Annotated in this window: 10 protein-coding genes; all 10 read right to left on the minus strand. The window is 45.2% G+C overall.

Features of this window, described 5'->3' with window-relative positions; translation table 11 throughout:
* Positions 1 to 3: 3 nt before the first annotated feature.
* Positions 4 to 900, minus strand: a complete 897-nt coding sequence (locus GGD38_RS19845; protein WP_375302134.1) for a dihydrodipicolinate synthase family protein — start codon at positions 898 to 900, stop codon at positions 4 to 6.
* Between the two features lie 2 nt (positions 901 to 902).
* Positions 903 to 2051, minus strand: a complete 1149-nt coding sequence (locus tag GGD38_RS19850; protein ID WP_375302135.1) for an iron-containing alcohol dehydrogenase — start codon at positions 2049 to 2051, stop codon at positions 903 to 905.
* A 172-nt stretch (positions 2052 to 2223) separates the two neighbouring features.
* Positions 2224 to 5982: a family 78 glycoside hydrolase catalytic domain gene (locus tag GGD38_RS19855; RefSeq protein ID WP_375303866.1), complete on the minus strand. Its 3759-nt coding sequence runs from the start codon at positions 5980 to 5982 to the stop codon at positions 2224 to 2226.
* A 268-nt stretch (positions 5983 to 6250) separates the two neighbouring features.
* Entirely contained in the window at positions 6251 to 9046 is a 2796-nt protein-coding gene (locus GGD38_RS19860; RefSeq protein ID WP_375302137.1) for a glycoside hydrolase family 2 TIM barrel-domain containing protein, read from the minus strand.
* 29 nt (positions 9047 to 9075) lie between these two features.
* A complete protein-coding gene (locus GGD38_RS19865) occupies positions 9076 to 10623 on the minus strand; it encodes a glycosyl hydrolase family 65 protein (RefSeq protein WP_375302138.1) in 1548 nt (515 codons plus the stop codon).
* Positions 10624 to 10632: 9 nt separating this feature from the next.
* Complete coding sequence (locus GGD38_RS19870; RefSeq protein WP_375302139.1) at positions 10633 to 12408, minus strand: exo-alpha-sialidase; 1776 nt, start codon at positions 12406 to 12408, stop codon at positions 10633 to 10635.
* Positions 12409 to 12723: 315 nt separating this feature from the next.
* Positions 12724 to 13557, minus strand: coding sequence for a glycoside hydrolase family 43 protein (locus GGD38_RS19875; protein ID WP_375302140.1), 834 nt, complete (start codon positions 13555 to 13557; stop codon positions 12724 to 12726).
* A gap of 160 nt (positions 13558 to 13717) precedes the next feature.
* Entirely contained in the window at positions 13718 to 15130 is a 1413-nt protein-coding gene (locus GGD38_RS19880) for a glycoside hydrolase family 140 protein (protein ID WP_375302141.1), read from the minus strand.
* A gap of 63 nt (positions 15131 to 15193) precedes the next feature.
* Positions 15194 to 18328 (minus strand): DUF6298 domain-containing protein, encoded by a 3135-nt coding sequence (locus GGD38_RS19885; protein ID WP_375302142.1) that lies wholly within the window; start codon positions 18326 to 18328, stop codon positions 15194 to 15196.
* A 97-nt stretch (positions 18329 to 18425) separates the two neighbouring features.
* Positions 18426 to 20078 (minus strand): polysaccharide lyase, encoded by a 1653-nt coding sequence (locus tag GGD38_RS19890; protein WP_375302143.1) that lies wholly within the window; start codon positions 20076 to 20078, stop codon positions 18426 to 18428.
* Positions 20079 to 20333: the final 255 nt, after the last annotated feature.

The raw sequence follows: 20333 nt of genomic DNA on the forward strand, positions 1-20333 counted from the left end.
GTCTTATTGGGGAGGGAGGTTATTTAATATTTTTTGTTCTTCTTCGTTTGACAATTGATGCAGGGGCGGCATCATATACGTATCGCACAGGCCTTCTTTCTTCATCAATACTTTTAGCGCCCACAACGATTCGCCTAATGTTTTACCACCCTGGTAAACATTACCCAGCGCATCGGACTTTTTTTGCAGTTCATATGCTTTTTCGGCATTGCCCTGCATGGCCGCGTTATACAAATCATTATACAACCCAGGCGCAAAATTGCCTGTGCTTGGAATAATACCATCGCCACCTTTCAACAGGGTTTGTGCAGACTGCGCTGCCCAACCGGCAAAGTAGCAGAAGTCTTCGCGTTGGCCACGAAGTTTTAATGCAGCTTGTAAACGTTCTTCATTACGTTCAGAATCTTTTAAACCAACGATCTTTGGATGATGGCTTAATTCCTCCACTACATCTAATGGAATTGACATATGAACGGTAGGCGGAATGTTGTAGATCATCAATGGGCCAGCTAGCTTTTCTGCAAGTTTTATGAAATAAGCTTTCATTTGCCCCGGGGTTAAAGGGTAATAGTTTGGCAATGTAGCTACCACCACATCTACCCCGGCATCAAAGCAACGGTTGGCAAAGGCTACAGATTCATCCAACACATTGGAAGAGATACCTGCATACAATACATCGCCCGCCTTTTTAAGGCTGGCGGCTGTTTGTAAAAAATCCTGTTTTACCGATTGAGACAGCGAAGCGGCCTCACCGGTAGTACCCAAAATAAATGGGGTTACATTATGCCGGCGGAAATTATCAAGCATTCTTTCCACCGCGCCGCGATCTAATGTGAGGCTTGCAGTTAACGGGGTTACCGTTGGCACTACCACCCCTTTGTATTTCTTATGGTGTTGCATCGTTAATAAGCTGCGTTATAAATATCAATTGCATCTGCTTCGGTTATCGGGCGCGGATTGTTCTTTAACAACCGCGTGATCTTCATGGCGTCGATTGCCATTTGTGGTATGGCCTCTTTGGGGATATTTACATCCCGCAGCCTGGCCGGAATTCCACAAGCACTGATCAGTGATCTTATTTTATCAATACCCTTCAGGGCTGTTTTTATATCATCTGCTTCGCGTTCGCAACCCAGTGCAATGGCTACATCGGCATAGCGTTTTGGCGCCGCCACATAGTTGAACTCCATTATATAGGGCAACAACAAAGCATTCGACAAGCCGTGAGCCAAATGGAAGGTGCTGCCCAATGGATACGACAGCGCATGCACACCGGCCGTGTTAACGGGGCCTAAACAAAAACCACCTAACAGGCTACCCATGGCAACCTGCGTACGGGCCTCTTCATCGCTACCATTTTGCACGGCAGTTACAATATGCGCTGCTATGAGGCGCATACCTTCAAATGCATATACATCTATCAATGGATGCGCAAACAGGTTGGTATACGCTTCGAGGCAATGCGTCAATGCATCTAAACCAGTGGCAGCCGTAATAGCGGCCGGCACGCTCATGGTAAGTAACGGATCAACATATACTATATCGGGCACCAGGAAGGGACTGATAAATCCTTTCTTCTGGTTATCTGTTTCATCAACCAAAATTGAGTTGGGCGATACCTCACTGCCTGTTCCGGAAGTAGCCGGTAAACAGATCAGTTTCTTTGGCCGGCTTTTCAGAAAACCAATGCCAACAATATCTTTTAATTCCTGTTCATTATCGAGCAATGCAGCTATCAGTTTGGCCACATCGAGCACACTGCCACCGCCTATACCTACCACTATATCGGGATTGAACCCTTTTACTTCATTCAGCATTTGCTGTACATCGGCAAATGAAGGTTCATTGGTAATGTTTGTATTTACGGTTACCTTAACACCCTTTTCTTCAAGCTTTGCCATCACTGCCTTTAGCTGGTTCAGCAAGGGCGTTATGGTCACTATCAACACCTTACCGGCCGATAGCCCCGTTATTTCATCGGGCAATTGTTCAAGTGTTCCTTTACCGAACACCAGTTTACCCGGGAAGTTTATCTTTAAAATATCTTGCATATGGTTTGAATGTTCTAATTCTTAACAATCTATCGCCAGTTTCCGGTTACCGGTTTCCCGCGGCGCGGCAGCTGGGATTTGTATTTTGTATTCCCTGTAACCGGCAACCTGTAACCTGTAACGGTATTTTGTATTCCCCGGCAACAGGCACCCGGTAACCGGTAACACATTCCTACAACTCACTATCCCCTTCCTGCGTTCCAGATTTAAACTCTTCTATCGGCACCAACTGTAATTTCGACGGATCTACTTTTACATACTTTACCCGCTGACGGCGCCAGGTGTATACAATGTGTATCATACCATCTGCACCCTGTATAACCGACGGATATGAATACTGGCTTACAGGTGAATCTTCCAGCACCAATGCCGCTTTCCATTCTTTACCATCTTTTGAAACAGCTACATTCAATGGGGTACGGGCTCCTTTTGGTGCACCCTTGGGGGTAGCTACGTGGTTGTATACTATCAGCTGACGGCCATCTTGTAAGCTTACCGCATCGGTACCCGAGTTGTTATTAGGCAAACTGCTTGTTGTAAGTGGCGACCAGGTTTTTCCATTATCGGTTGACCATGACTCTACCACAGCAGCGCTTTTGCTGCGACACAGTATTTGCAACCTGCCATCTTTATGAACCAGTATGCTGGGCTGAATGGCAAAGATCTTTTTATCGGGATTAATGGGGCCAACCATTCGCCAGGTTTTGCCCTTATCCGATGATACTTCAAAATGCACCGTCCAGCCACTGCCTTCTTTACTCGATGGACAAACGATATCACCATTGCTCAACATCACCGGTTTGTTCTTTACGGGACCTAAAAAGCCATCGGGCATCGCCTCAGGTTTACCCCAGGTAACCCCGTTATCTGAAGAGCGAATGACCCAGGCCTTCCAACCACCTACGTTTGGCCCAACTTTATAGAACAACAATAATTCGCCATTGGGTATTTGAAACAATACCGGGTTCCAACATGCGTAGCGCAACGTATCGTTTACTCTTCCGTTGGCCACGTTAACGGGTTCCGTCCATTTATTATTAACCCGGCGGCTTACCCAAATACATACATCGGGGTTTCTTTCTTTTGTTCCGCCAAACCAGGCAGTAACCAATCCTTTCGGGGTTTCTGCAATAGTAGCAGCATGGCTTTCGGGGAAAGAAGTTTTATTAAAGATAAACTCATCGGTAACGATTCCGTTTTTGAGCTTATAAGTAGAAACAAAAGAGTAATCACCAGAGCCTGCTTCAAACACCGCCTTCCTGCCTTCCATTTTTATAAACCGAAGACCTTCTACCTGGGTTACCGCCTTACCACCTTCTGTAATATGCTGCACATCATCGGCGGGAATATACAGTAACGCGGTTGTATTGGCAGGCACGGTCACCTTCCAGGTAAACCGGTCAATACTGTTCTTCCACGAACTTTTTACAAGACCATGAACCGAGTTGTAAGAAGCATTTACAAAGGTCAACCCATCTAACGGCGTAGGCTGCATGATGATCTTTTTGAATGCGCTTGCAACAACATCTGACTTAATACCTGCTGCGTTCTCATACATCCATACCAACAGGTCGCCCAGCAACATCACGTGGTTTTGTGAGTTCATGCTGGGGTTGGCAGTATTACCATTCCATAATTCCCAAATGGTGGTTGCGCCGTTCTTTACCATATAACCCCATGAAGGATAAGTAGTATCTGAAATAAGGGTATATGCCAGATCGGGCAGTTTGTAATCGCTTAAACAACGCATGAGCCATTGAGTACCTATAACCCCGGTGCTAATATGGCCATGATTCTCTACCCATAACTTATGTGCTATTTTATCAAACACCACTTGTTTTGCACTATCGGGTGTAAGACCAAAATACACGGGCAGCAAATTGGCCGTTACGGTATTATTGTCGTAGCATTTCTTTTGCTTGTTGTAGAAACGATCATTAAAAGCCTGTTGAATATTCTTACCCAAATCGGCAAATGCTTTTGCATCTTCAGGCCTGTTTATAAGACCGGCAAACTTTTGCATATACCACAACATGCGATAAAAATAAGCGGTGGCAATGAGTGTTCCGTTTGTATTACGCAGGCTGTCTTTTGAGTGTATCAATTCCGGAGATTCAGGGGGTACACACCAATCGCCATATTTATCTTTCGAAATAAGATAATCCTTCATGAACTTACCCTGCATGTATGCCAGCCATTTTTTCATGGAAGCATAATGCTTTTCAATTACCCGCTTATCGCCGTACTGATTATACAGCATATCGGCAATAATGAGATAGGTGCCGGGCCAGGTCATGTTATCGCTATAATAGTTCCAGTAAGCCGGTGTAACATCAGGAATGGAACCTTCTTCTGTTTGCGCCTCTTCTATATCCTGCAACCATTTGGCGTACAGGTTACCATTGGCAAACAAAAAGCTTTCGCCTAAAGAACCAATGGCATGGTCGGCCAGCCAGGGCATACGCTCGTTGCGTTGCGGGCAATCTAAAGGCATGCCCTTGTAGTTGCCGCTGATACCCCACCAGGCATTCTTATGGATCTTATTAATTATTTCGTTCGACGTTTCAAGTGTTCCTGTTGTTGCCAGATCATCATAGATCACTTTACCTTCAAAATCATTTACGGTTGGCGTTCCGGGATACCCGGTTATTTCAACATACCTGAAACCATGAAATACAAATGCAGGCTGCCATGTTTCGGCAGCACTTCCTTTGGCAGTATACCTGTCTGTTACTTTTGCATCGCGCAGGTTGGCTATATACAGTTCGCCATTTGATTGCAGGCTTTCTGCAAACCGCAATTGCACCTGTTGTCCTTTTTTACCAGCCTTCAACCGCATAACCAGGTTACCAACCATATTCTGACCCATGTCCATAATGAACACACCCGGTTTCAAAGCTGTAATACGAACCGGTTTTACGGTTTGCATTATCTTAATGGGCTCATTCATTTGTGCGGTAAGCTTTGCATTGGTAGCGGGCAATACTTCTGGCTGCATCCAGCCTTTATCATCAAAACCTATATTGTTCCAACCCGTTAATTCTTTGTTGGCATCATATTCTTCGCCATCGTATTCATTATTGGTGCGAATGGGGCCATCGGCCATCATTTTCCAACTTTCATCGGTAACAATAGTTTTCTTTGTTCCGTTGGTATATTCTATTTCAAGCTGTAATAACAGTTTGGGATAACCAAATGCTTTTATCTTTTTAGGTTTGTAGTTCTGGCGCATGGTAAAGTACCGGCCGTTACCCAAAACAGCAGCCACCACATTGTTTCCCTTTAACAATTGACCTGTTACATCGTATGTATTGTACAGGATCGATTTTGTATAATCGGTTGCAGCAGGCGCCAGTACCTGGTTGCCTACTTTTTTACCATTCAGGTACAGTTCGTATAAACCTAAACCAGATATATACACAGTAGCTTTCTTTACCGCTAGTTGTTGGGTAAATGTTTTACGAAAGTAACGTGCTGATAAACGGCTCCATTGGGTGATACTATCCCAGGGCATTCCTTTTTCAAGACCGATCCATTTTGCCGTCCAGTCGTTGTTCAATAAACCCATGCTCCAGTGAGCAGGAGTACTCCATGCACTTTCGCCTTTGTTCGTCCACACCTTTACTTTCCAGTAACAGGCGGCACGACTTGTAAGTGGCTTGCCTTTATAATCTATATGGATCGATTCATTACCGGTAACCTTTTCTGAGTTCCAGAGATCGCCTTCCTGTTTAGCCAGCTTTTCGGCAGAAGAAGCAACCAGTACCTGGTATGCTACCTGTTGAATGTTACGTTGAGCACTGGTCAGCTGCCAGCTTAACCTGGGCGACTGCACATCGATTCCCAGCGGATTGTTCAACATTTCACATTTGAGACGTTGTACGCTAACCTGGGCTTTAACGGCAGATGCTGCTGATACAATCAGCAGCATTCCCGTTAGTAATATGGTTCTGTATCTATTTGATATACTCATTTTCTTATAAATTATCCTTTTCAACTGGTCAACTTACCGGCAATCGTGAAACGGCAAACGTGAAACGTGAAAAGGTCGCTCAATTTTGAGGCTCGCGATTTGTCGGCAATTGTGAATCGGCAATAGTTCACGGCCGCGCCAATCTCGCTATTTATCAGCCTGTTGCACAGAAACCCTTTATCAACTTTATCAACTCTATCAACTTTTCAACTCCTCGTCAACTCACCTACTCCTTCCCGGAAAAATCAAAGAATAACGTAATATCTTTTGCATGCATGGGATCTTTCCAGTAATCAAAGTACATATGCTTTTGCCCCATGGGGCCCATTTTATCTGCTTTCTGTGATTTAGTGCCTATTGGCGAAATACCATGCATAAACGACAGGTCGCCTGTTGGGAATGCCGGCGCCGTGTTGAATGGCGTTACCGAAAACTTCGGCGTAAACAACCGAAGAAAAACATCTTCATTAGCACACACAACCGTCAACGGCTGACCGCTGGTGGTTAACTTCATCCAGTACAGATTGCTATAGTAACCTTTGAACTCAGGATAGATCAGCTTACCCTCTCCTGTTGATGTATTGTTGTATTCTTTATTCCATACATTCAGGCTGGTACCTTTCATGCGGTTTTCCCATACGCGGTATGGACCTGAACCCATCCATTGTGCTGATCTCACAATGCTTTCGGGGAATGAAAAGTTGACACCAATAAGTGAGGTTTCATAATCTTTGGGGTAATACCTAATCTGCATTTTTACCCAGCCCGATGGGAACACAGTCCACTCAAGCATTTGCACCAGGCTTTTCTTTTGGAACTCGCCGGCAACAATTAAGTTATTTCCTTCTTTGCGGGTATTCCATTTTACAAAACCGGTCTCGCCTTCGCATAATACGGGGCCATTGCTTAAAGGAATGGCGCCTTTGCCGTTTTGCACTGTTTGTAACAAACCGGTCCTTGTATGCCAGGTAATTTCAACATTGCCGGCCGTGGCAACGATCAATGAATCTTTTTCAGAAACCGATACTGAAGCACTGCCTTCCTGTTTTACCATTGTTTGCGCAATGGCAGCGGGTAATTTTATTGGCCAGCTCCAGGTAAATATTTCATGGTTATTTACATCGGTAGCAGTTATATACAGCACACTGTATTGTTGCCAGTTGGCAGGCAGATCACAAGTAATAATACCTGTGTTGCCCGGTGCTATGCTGGGTACATTAACAACACCAGTAACTTCGTTACCTTTTTGCAGCGATGATAACTTAAAGGTGAATTTGCATTTATTGAGATCGGTGAAGTGATATCTGTTCTCAACACGCAGCTGTCCGTTAAATGCGGGCGTTATGTCTTTCTTTTCAAAATGAACCGGCGCCCAAATTTCTTTTATTGTGTAATAGCTGCCTTCTTTTTCATGGAAGGGGCCAACGATGCCATCGGGAGCGTGATTACCATCGTTATCGATGCTGTCGTTTTTGTCTTTTCTGGCAATACCCTCATCGGCAAATACCCAAAGGAAACCACCAGCCGATCTTGGGTGACGCCACATCAGTTCCCAGTAATCTTCTAACCCGGCGCCTAAACCGCCATCGTACAAGCCATGCAGGAACTCAGTGGGGAAAACGATCTTATGACCATGCAGATGCGTATCGTTACCGTAATCCCAGTTTATATAGTGTTGGGTATCGAACTCACGAAACACCTGCCAGGGGTGTATCAACGGACGTTTTTGAAGATCCAGCTCATCGAACCAATGATCGAGCTCGAAGTTGTGACCGCCTTCATTACCATTGTCCCAAATAACAATAGAAGGGTGGTTGCAATCATGTGCTATCATTTCTTTTGCCAGAATAGAACCTACCTGGGTATCGTATGCTTTATGCCAACCGGTCAATTCATCCAGAACCATTAAACCCAGTGAATCGGTAGCATTCAGGAAATGCGCATCGGGCGGGTAGTGCGACATACGCACCGCGTTCATGTTCATATCCTTTATCATCAGCACATCTGCAATGCTCATGGCTTCACTCATTGCACGGCCGGTTGTTGGCCAGAATGAGTGACGGTTCACCCCTTTGAATTTTATTTTTACACCGTTAAGATAAATACCATCACGCTCGCGCACTTCTACAGTACGGAAACCAAATTTCTCCTGTACGATATGTACCGGTTTCCCTTTTGCCAATAAAGTGAATTCAACTTTATAGCGGTTGGGCGATTCGGGTGTCCACAGTTCAGGTGATGATGCAGTTGTTTGTAATGTAGCAACAGAATCACCTGCTTTTACTTTTGCCGTAAATGCGTTACCTACTTTGGTACCGGTCATGGTAAATAACTGACCAGATACTTCATCGGCCTGTGCTATTGCCGCCAGTTTTACTTTGGCAGTAAACGCACCGGTTGCTTTACCGTCAACGGCCACGTGGGCAATATGTTCATTAGGAACAACCTTTAAAAACACAGGTCTGAAAATACCGCCAAAGATCCAGTAATCGCCACGCCGCTCGGCGCCGTTTACCGATTCATTGGCCGAATGTTTGCTCACAGTTACTTCGAGCAAATTCTTCTTACCAAACTTTAACAGCTTTGTAATATCGTAAGAGAAACTATAAAAAGCCCCCTGATGTGTGGCACCCGCCGATTTACCATTGATCTTTACTTCGGTATCGGTCATGGACCCTTCAAAAACTATATTGATAGTTTTTCCCTGCCAGTTGGCGGGAACGTTGAAATTATATTTGTATAAACCCTGTTCTTTACCGCGAACAGAATCTTTGTCGTGACCGTAATTGTATTTACCAAAGCCCTGTTGTTCCCAGTTAGAAGGAACGGCGATGGTTGTCCATTTACCGGAGTTACGGCCGGCCGTACAAAAGAACTGCCAGTTAACGGTTTTATCACTGCCGGTACCAGACAGGTATTGGATCTCTGTATTTTGAGCATTCGCTGAGCCAAAAGCTAAAAGCTGAAAGCCTAAAGCCAAACCCATTGCTTTTAAAACATTGTTTTTTATAGTCGGTTTCATTGCCATCTTATATGGTTAATCTATTCTCTTTAAATTTTTCCGGTCACCTTTTGCAGGGTTTCAGCTGAAGCAACCTTTTTTCCATTTACCCAAACACTAAGCCCTTTTCCTTTTTTATATTTTGTTCCATCTTTATCCCAAACAATGGTTACCAGTTTGCCATGATACGAAACGTTATCGAGGCAGAACCAGGCCCATTTATTTTCAGGCACCAGCGGGTTCACTTCAATAGTATTATCGGCACGCGGGCGTAAACCAACCAGCCCGGTTATAATAAGATCGTTATATGTTGAGTGATTGTAATAACGGCTGCGTTCCTGATCGCCTTTTAACCAATAGCCGGTCTTTTCATCGAGGTACTCCCCTACGTACGGGCGGCCACGATAGTATTGAGATTCCACATACAGTTCCATTAAACGGAAGTAGATGGAGTCGTTCACTACTGTTTGCTGGTAGTTGTTCATTAAGTTGGCCATGGCGGTCATGGTTTGGGCAGTGGCATAAGGCCAAACGGCGCCATCCCATTCGCACTGGCAGCAACCATGGGTACGGAAGGCCGGGTGTTTTCTTTCGGCCGTTGTTAAACCAAATGGCGCAAGAAAACCGCTTTCATCGGTGATCTTTTTCCAGGCAGCTTCATAACCTGCATCGGGTAAATTGAAATACCAGGGGATAAAACCTACTTCTTCGCGTACATTGGCCGACGTGTCGCCTTTCGTTTTACGCGTTTCAAAAAAGGTATCCTTCGCATTCCAAAGCAACTGAACCATCAGTTTCTTGGTGCTATCGGCTTTTAATGCATATAACTCTGATTTTGCTTTGTTACCGGCCATTGATTCCATTTTAGCCAGTGCCATAGCATTACCATACATATAACTGTTAATGGTTGGGCGGGCATTCTGTTCTTTGCGGCCGCCACTGATGGTCTCTTCCATACCATCTTTTACATCGGTATTCCAGAACAGGCCATTGGGCAAACGTTTTTCGGTTTCCCAGGCAGCATAGTCAGCTTCCAGGTCGGGCAGCATATTCATCAACCAACTACTATCTTTATTTACCAGGTAGCGGTTGTACATGGCATATATGTTCCAACTGCTAAAACCACGTAACCGTTTCATGGGTTTACCTTCATTACCGCGGTACCATACATTCAGGTAATCGGTAAGATATTTATTATCGTGCAACCAGCGGGCTTCGTATATATGATGCCCCAGCGCACTGGCAATGAGGTTGTATTTATCGGCGTAATTACGTTTTACCAGGAACTCGGTAAAGACGTACCCCTGCTCAGTTTGTTTAAGGTGTTTGCGCAGCGTCCACCAGCGGTAATACCACATTTCTTCAAAGTTCTGCTGTGGACATTCAAACAATGGAATATTTGCTTTCAACCAATCCCACGATTGTGCATTGGGAATAGCCTGGGCAATATTCTCATCTTCCATTTTGTTGAAGTAGTCAACATAGTGGCGGAAATTGTCGGCCTTAAGCACAGTGCCGCTGTTTTTACTTTTCTGAGCAACAGCTGCGCCTGCAATGAGGGCGATCAATACGGTCAATATGGCTGGTCTTTTGATCATGACTTATCGTTACAGTTCTTTCTTTGTTTTCAGCGACTTGATATAATATACTGCCTGTTTGGCTTGTGCCCCGGCGTTAGGCAAATCGTACATCTGGTCTGTTGGCGTATCGGAATCGGGAAAACGGCGTACGTCACCTGTTCTGAACATTATGCGTTGTACATTTTCAAGGGGGGCAAAGAATACATTGTTGCCGCCCTGCTGTTTTCCATTTATGGTTACGGTATAAAAACGGGCCTCTGTGTTCAATGAAACCGTGATCTCATATTTCTCACCTGCCTTATAGGTTGTTATACTTTTATTTCTATAGCCTGCCTTTACATATAATGTACCTGCTGAATCAAATACCATTCTGATACCAGGTGTTCCCTTAGCATCCTGAAATTCGATGTGCAGGTTGCCGTGATCGGCCTGTTGCGGCACTACCGTGAAAGTAGCAGTCATTTTTTTAGCAGCAGGCAATACATGCTCAGCCTTGGCATAGTCGAAAGGATCTTTATCTTTTATAGCCAGTGCCTGTGCACCATCGGGCCCTTTTTCAAGCGCTACCGGCGCCCAAAGCGGACTGAAAATATTCCACTCCTTTAAAGCGCTTGCTGCAGGTAATTGTGCAAAATCATCGTTCACATCATTCTCCACTTTATCTTTTACTGGTACAGGTATACTGGTTACCCAAATATCTTCTTTGTTCATACTGTAGGTTACCCAGCACTTACCATCGGGCGATTGGGCACCACCTTCCAACCCACGTACATACTGCGGGCCATAGCTTTTATAATTACCGCCATAACGCATAGAAGTAATTTCGCCATTCACCAGTAACAAGTTCTTATAGTTCAATCCATCATCGCTTACTGAAACCGCCAGGGGCCAGCGGAACTCCGATGGGTTGTATACAGTTACATATTTTCCGTCTGAAGTACGTTGTCCCCAGATCTTGGCATTGTAGTTTACAAAGCGGGGTGCGCGTGTAGGGTTATATAACCAGGTCTTTCCTTTATCGGTACTAATGGAGGTGAGCGCTACTTTCCAAAGGCCTACAGTTCTGCCATCGGGCAATTGGTAAGAGTTGAACGCTTTGTAATTATCGTTGTGTAACGCCACCAACGGATCGTTGCGATCGGCTTCTTCGGCCCATTGTTGTATAAGCAGGGTGTTACCTAATGCTTCTTTACAGGCTTCTACAAAACCTTTGTCTTTACTGCGTTCGAAGAAGGGATAAGATGTATTTTTTTCGTTAAAGGCATGGTTATAACGGATGAAGTGGATAGGTCCAAAGCTTCCATCCTTATATATTTCGCGTACTACGCGGCCAACACCATTACCATCATTGGGATCGTCTTTAGGCCCCAGTACAATACCGTAATAGGCAAACATCAGCAGGCGGTTCTTAGCAGAAATAAAAAAGCCCATACGCTGGTGCATTACGGCGGTTAAATCCTTAGCAATCCTGTTGTCCCCTTCTTTTTTGGTGCCATCGGGGATCTTATACGGCGGGAACGCAATTACCGGTGCACTCCATTTATAACCATCTTTGGATGTTTGTAAAAGCGATTGACCCGGCGCCACGTGTTCGCCAACGGGGTTACTTAAATATTCAACAAAGAAGGTATTGTTCCAATAAGTGAGCATGGGCGCGTGGTTGTACGTCCAGCCAAAACCGGTAGTTGAATCTTTGATCTCCCGGTTTGCACGCAAGATCTGCATATTGTGTACACCTATAGCAGGCGACAATTGTCCATGATGATAATCTACATTTGAAAGGGTAGATCCAATATAACGCACGGTATCTTGTTGGGCATTTGCCTGGAGGCAGCTCAATGCAGCTCCTAAAATCAATATCTTGTTTAACCTCATCATCATTTTAAATTCATTATCGTAATCGGCAATCGGCAATCGTGAATCGGCAATAATTCCCGAGACTCGCAGCCTATCGTGAAACGGCAACTTACAGTTACCGGTTACCTGTTACCTGTTTCCGGGTCCTCATTGCAGCTTCAAAACACTATTTTTACTCTACGCCCGGCACAAATCTTTAAAATCATAAGCTCGAACCTGTATTTCCTGGTAACCGGTAACTGGTAACCGGCACCAATAAACCTACTTCCCACCCAACAACCCCTTCAACTCTTTCTTCGTAGCCATAAATATCGTCCCGTGCTTATGGCCATGGGGTACAGAGACAGCCGTTGAATCAAAATGAATGAAATCGGTTGTCTTTACGGCATCGTATGTTTTTTTCTCGTACGAATCGAAATAGATGAGCCATTCCCTGCCTACTTTAGCAACGGAAGGACCTTCAGTAAATTTACCGGTAAAGGGAGCGGATACATTATTCCAGGGGCCAAGGGGATCGTTTCCAAATGCCACTTTTATATTACGGTTAGGGCGGGTATTGTCTTTCAGCACCAGCACATAATCTTTTGCAGCTCTTTTTACGATCACCGCATCGATGACACTGAAGCCGGGGTCGAGGTACAACTTTGAAGGCGTGAAGGCCTTGAAATCTTTTGTAACCGTATAATACAGGCGGTGGTTATTACGCTCATCCTCCTCCCCTTTTGGGAATTTGAACGGGATGGTAGACGCCCACACAATTACATACTGATTCTTTTCATCATCAAAATATATTTCGGGCGCCCATACATTTACTACATCTGAATCATTTTCCATAACAGGAATAAACTCAGGTGCAGACCAGTTTACCAGGTCTTTTGAATAGGCATGACCAAAACCTTTGTCATTTTTCCAACCACTCGTCCACACCAGGTGGTATTCGCCATCGGCGCCTTTGGCAATAGAGGGGTCGCGCATTACTTTGCTGCCTACTGTGGGCTTTACAAAAGTGCGGCCTACATCGGTCCATTTGTAGCCATCATAGCTATACAAAAAACGTAACCCGTCTGAAGCGGGTTCGTTAAATGAGGTGAACATGTAAACTGGTTTCTGAACCGTACACGATACCAGAAATAGTAATGTTATGTATAATAATTGTCGCATGTTACTTTTAAAGAACAAGTTATTCAGTTATTCAGTTATTCAGTTAACTCAGGAACTTACGAACTGAATAACTCAATAACTGAAGATCCTAATATTAGAAATCAAGTACCAATACCCAATCATTCCCTGGTTTTGGATTTTCCGGTGCATCAAATTCCTGAATTCCTTTATTCTCAAATGTTCCAATATCTGTATACTTACCATCTCGTGGGTTGAACCAGGATGCTTTTATACTTTTACCAGTAAGCTTATCCATTTTTACTGAAATGGTGCGGCCGGTATAAGTATAGAACATTGCATAATTGTTCCCTCTTGTAGCAAACTGGCGGTCATACGTCTTACCTACCTCTCCTGCTATCAGCGACTGATCGGGCACGCGATCGAAATATGATCTCGACAACATAAGATCCTTAATATGCACCATTTGCGAAGCACCGGGTGTATTGATCGCTTCGTACCAGTAATTGAATACGCCATAATTACCATCGGTATCATGCGGGCGATGCATTTGCATTACGGCATTATTACCATAAGTATAACCACAAGCTCCGGCAAATACCGACCAGTAGGCATACCTGCGTACATCATTATCGTTCCAACGAACTTCCAGTGAATCGTGCAAACCCTGTGGTATTTCTTCATAAGAAGGCTCACCATCAAAAGTTGGTTTCACCGGCTTTTTGCGATAATCCATTTCTACATACTTCCAGTTGTCTTCGCCAAAATGCAGATCACCTTTGCTGGTATCCTGGTTATAACGGCGGTGGCCACTCTGAAACATATTGAACTGTAACCAGGGCTCGTTATGGAACCATATAGATGAAGTGGTACGTCCACGCGGGTGAAAGGTCAATAAATGACCAGGATCTTTTTCATGTATGGTTGTACCCAGCGCTTTCCATACCGCCAAACCTTCTGTACCTCTTATATCGCCACCATTCATCCACACAATATTGCTTTGGGTTTTGTAGCGATTGGTAAGAAATGTAGCGTACTGCTTTACTTGTGCCACACTTACTTTCCCTGCTTTTACTTCGCTACCCCAAACCGGTACCATGGCAATATAAATACCTCTTTCTGCCGCAGCTTTTATAACAAAATCAACATGGTCCCAATAGTCGTACTGGGCAGCATCATCGGCGTTATTGCCAGGCGTTGTAATGGGCGCGGCTACATTACCGTTCTTCAAAGCGGCATCGCCATAGGCGTTCACCACTTTAAGGGTGTGCAGCACCATTACCTGTATTACATTAAATCCTTTTTCCTTTCGATCGTCGAGGAATTTTATTACCTCTTCGCGTTTAAGCTTTGAGAACAATAACCAGCCGGTATCACCCAGCCAAAAGAAAGGCTTGCCATCGGACGTTATAAAATAGCGGCCATTGGACGATACCTTTAATGGTTTTAACGGTTGCGGACCGGATTCTGCAACAACGGTCTCCTTATTACGGAAGCCCATACCTGCTGCCAGTGCAGCCATAATTACTATCGAAAAAAGCTTATACATATCTAAATCCTAAATAATAATTTGTATTTCATTATCTCATTAGCTAATTATCACATTAGCCAATTATGCCTTTCTGATCCAAGCAACTACAGTACCGCCCTTCACATTCTTTAATGAAACAACTTTACCGCCTTTTATCTTTTCTTCTTTTCCTAATACCTCGCCGTTACTTGTGTTAAACCATTTTACTTTAAATGTTCCGGCCACGTTTGTAAGGTCAACCTGCAGATCGCCATTGCCATACACAATATAACCATTACCGGCGTTGGCCAGGGTATATTGTTCTTTTGAAGGACCATCAACCGGTTTCATGCTGCTGGCTGCTGTAACAAATACCGCATCACTTATTACCGGAATGCTTGCCAGTGAGCCACCAGCCATAAATGCGGCCCAGCCAAACTGGTCGTAACTATCGCCTGAGTACACTACTGCTTTACCTGCGTATTTATCACGGTATTCTTTAACTGCTCTATATACCTGCTCAAATGAGGTCTTTTTAGGTTTGAACTGACGGGCCTGCTGGCGGGGAGCCAGGTTTTGTCCGCCCTTGGGTTCGTATGCCGAACCATCGGCCTGATAATGCCAGTAACGGATGTCGATCACATCAATGGATGCAGCACGTGTGGCATCGGCTAAAATAGCATCCTGCACATCTTTGGTAGTGCTTAGGCCAATCAATGCTTTTTTACCGGTCTCTTTTTCCCATTCTGCTATAACGTCAACCCAAAACTGAACAAAATGTAATGGACCGGTAAATTCAGAACCAATAAGCTGTATTACGCCATTGTTACCGGTAAAATTATTAAGGCATTGACGAATATAGGCGCGGTGCAATTCGCGACGCACCGGGTGATCTACATTATAGAAATGCTCGGCCATAAATACGCGTTTATCACCTGCGTATGGTACCGGCTCAGGAAAACCTGTATTGTTGATGTTGTTTACCGGGCGCCAGGGGAAATCGGCATAATGCGCACCGGCTTCTATAATGTTATGTTGGAAATAATTCTGATGTACCAGTACCAGTCCTTTCTGATCTGCCAGGTCGGCATATTGTTTCAGGCGGCCCCAGTACCAGGTATTGTATTTTGTAAGATCGTATTTGCTTAATCCATCCCAGGCAGTGTCTTTACCGCTGCGGGCAAAGGGCAGTTCGTAGAACGGCGCCCATACATCGCCATCGATGCGGCGTACGCGCTCATGGTCATCACGGCGACGCTCATACCATAACGCATAATTCTGTTCAAACGCTACCTGGTTCCTTTTCTTCATACTATCGGTAACCTCACACAGATCATCGGTAAGCCCCGTACCTGTTTGGCCGGGCAGGAAACGTGTAAGGGCCGGTTTGCCTTTATCCAGTGCATAGGTTCTGGCACTACCCGACCACCAGGGCGATTCGGCCCGGCTGCCGGTCAATACACTGTTACCACGCACCAACCAGGCATTTTGAATATGCATGGCAGCGCCGGGTTGAACGGCGGCAGGTTGTTTAAAGCCAATTTCATCAATGGTCTTTATACCGTTGGCCACTACAGGTATTGGTTGGCGTTTACCTGCGTTATCGATATACTCCTGTACCGTTGGCTGTGGGTTTACCGACATGGCGGTTAACTCTGCAGCCTGCGCTACTGTAGGACTGCTGGTAGCGTCAGACTCAATCAACAGCAATTGAGTACGACCGGTAAGATCTTCCTTAAGCCTTTCTTTCAATTGCGCATAATACAAACTGCGCGGTTCTATGGTATTGTTCGATTCGCCCCAATAGCCATCGCCGCTGAACTGCGCCCAACTGCCAAACGACCAGTTCTGTGCGGTTGGCGGCTGATAACAATCGATGCGGGCTGCGGAACAATTCCAGAAAACACTATTGGCCACATTCCATCCGGCGCCATTACCATCCTGGCCACGGTTCATAAAACTGATGGCCTGTCCATCCATGGTCACCATATCGAACAACACACCAGAGGCCCAGCTATCGAGCCCACCGCTAAAGCCATAGGCCCGGTGCGATTCGCATTGTACAAATGCATTGGGACCGGGTGCACAAAAACCGGTTACAAAATCATGGTTACCGTATTCGGTATACAGGCGTTGAAATAATGTTTGCTGACCGGCAGTATAAAAAGTATTGCGACGGAAACCACCGATCTCCGAAACGGGGGCCAGCGATTTACAATCTTCTACAGTTATGCGTTTACTGGTTTCCGCTATATATACGGCGGAACCGGCAAAGTGTTGGAATACCATTTGGCGCACCCAGGCGTCGGCTGCATTGTCTATCGTAATTGCCATCCAGCGATGGGCCTCGTCTTTCGGGTTGTTTACATCATATTCACTTATACAACGAATGTTCTCAACACCTACATTGGTTATACGGCCAGGCCAGTTGTATGATGCTATTAAACCGCCACCATACTGTTCATCAAGGGCTGTTGTAATGGGCGCATCCAGTTGAATACTTCCATTGTTAGCAGAAACAATTGTTCTGTCCCAGTAAAGATCACGCTGGCCGGGTTTCCACCCCAGGGCGGTAATGCCGCCGCCAAAATGGTCGGTGTGCAGTAATTTGATCCAGTTGTCGGTTGAAGGGCGATGAACAATAACCTTATCGCCCGCTTTGAAATTACCAGCAGTGCCTACGTTTAATGTAACACTGTTTACAGGAATATATTTGTCGGTGAGCTTGGTTTCTGAAGTTGTGAGTTGCCGGTCGTTCTTACCGGCAATTGAAATAAGGGTAAGGCGGTCTTTACCAGTGCCCTTTAAAGTGGTGCCATTTACACCACTGCCACGCAGCACTACACCAGATGCACGAATAACCAGTTGGCCAGCTACATCGTACTGGCCGGGTTGTAATAAAACAGCCCCACGCAAATTGTCTTTGTCGAGGGGTAATGAGGCCACATAATCCAATGCGGCCTGTATACGCAAGGTAGCGTCACCGGGTTTAACAGGCACCACTACACGTATGGGCGCATCGGGAATGGCTTTATCGCCAGCGTTATAACCACAAAACGAAAAATCGGGAATACGGTTGCCCAGGGAGTCGGCAACATAGTTCAATTTGCCTTTTCCATTAGATAAAGGCGGCGGAGGCGGTGGCGCTTTTTTTTCTTTCTGTGCGTACACGGAAGAAGCAGCCAGCAACATGCTGCTGATAAAAGACAGTTTTATAAAAGCGGGTGTATTAAACATGGTTGCCGAATGATTATTACTTATTGAAGGTGTGCCATCCCGACAAGTCGGGATGGCACACCTTACTTAATATTCATGACTGTACTAAAAATACCTTTTATTTCTTAGCTGTTTTAGTAATGTCGGGCTTTACATTGCTCATAGGCACAACACTGTTCAGGAAATCTTCGATGTTCGTATAACCGTCTTTGTTTCTGTCCTGAGAAGCATCGGCTGCATTTTTGGGGTTCAAGCCATGTTTAATTTCCCAATCATCGGGCATACCGTCGTTATCGCTGTCTTTGTACGGAGTGCCTTTGTATTCAGGATAACCACCTACCTGTACAGGATCGGTAATGATGCCCTGTTTGTATGAATCTATGGGTAATTTACGATGTTCGAACTGGGTAGTTGGTAAAGGTACTCCCTCTTTGTAGGCGATCTTTCCTGTTCTTACCTGCTCTGAAATGCGAATGTCTACCGCATCGCGTTTAGGCAGTGTAGCGCCTGCATTTTTAACCACATATGCATAAGCCTCATTAGCCGATACGATGGTTAATTTAGGCATTGGCAGGGGTTCGTTCCATTTAATGAAATCGGTGTATTCACCGGCATCTTTCATTTCTTCCACCTGAACACCACCGGCCCAGTTGTTCCTGGTAACCTCTTCGTTTCCTTCCATGATATTGCCGCTAACATAAGCACGGCCATACACTTTATACTTCAGTTTACTGCGACCGCTTTCTGGTTTCAGAATGCGATGACCTACAGGTGCAGTTTTAGATGTTACCGGACCAGGCTTAAAGTAGTTGTTGATGAAGTTGTACATAGCGCGGTAGTCGCCACCATCGCTTGAACGGTGCATCCAGTTGAACACTACGTTGTTCACGAAGTTGAAGGTACCGTTCCAACCTACTGAAGGGTTACGGCCAGTATTGTCGGCCCACATGTTGCGCATAAAGGTACAGTTCTCACCGCCCAGTGTGCTACCAAAAGAGTGGTTATAAGTATCCAGCGATTCAGCAAAGATCGAGTTCTGAATAGTGATGTTCACCGTTCCCAGTTTTTGCTCAATAGCGCCGGTGCTGTCGTTATACATATGGCGATACATACTCATGTTCTCATCGAGGCCCCAGCTGGCAGACACGTGGTCGATCATGATGTTACCGATGGGGTTACCACCAATGGCGTCATCGCGACGGCCTACATTGGTTTCACCGCGACGAAAACGCATATAACGGATAACTACGTCGTGGGTATTGATCCAAACAGATTCACCGGCCACACAAACACCATCGCCAGGTGCGGTTTGACCAGCAATTGTGATATAGGGGGCGCGAATGATCAAGGGCGTTTTAAGGCGAATGATACCTGCTACGTTGAATACGATGGTACGGGCGCCGCCGGTTTCGCATGCTTCGCGTAAAGTACCAGGACCTCTGTCTTCCAAACTGGTAACTACGATCACTTTACCACCACGGCCGCCAAAGCTATAGGCGCCGCCACCTTCTGCACCAGGGAAAGCCGGAATATTAGCCTGTGGCAAATCGTACGGACGGGCAGCCCAGGGAATATACGGTTTACCTTTTTTTGCTTCCTCGGTAATAATTGGCAAAGCCTTATCCCAGGCAGCGTCTGAACGAACACGTTCTGCATTCATCAAAGAATCTGACCACCGTTGAACATCCTGAGGTATTTTAGGATATTGCGCCAGGGCCGGCGTGGTCACTCCTACGGCAGAAACTAAAAGAAGGTTGCGAAACATTTTCATAAACAACAATTGCTTTTTTTCAAATCATGGTGTGTAAAAAGACGTCCCTCTAAAAACACAGGGAGGATAAAATACCCTCCCTGCGTTACTGACATTTAAGAGCAGAGAAGATGTAAACCAGACGATTATTTAGTATTTCAGGGTTGCACCCGATGCAATAAATAATCGTTTTCTGCTCAATAAATTATTCTTTTGTTTTAATTACTATTCTTTATATGTCAAATATACGTTTGTCACTGTACATCGGCATTACAT

The organism is Niastella sp. OAS944 (assembly GCA_024809215.1).
Lineage (GTDB): Bacteria > Bacteroidota > Bacteroidia > Chitinophagales > Chitinophagaceae > Niastella.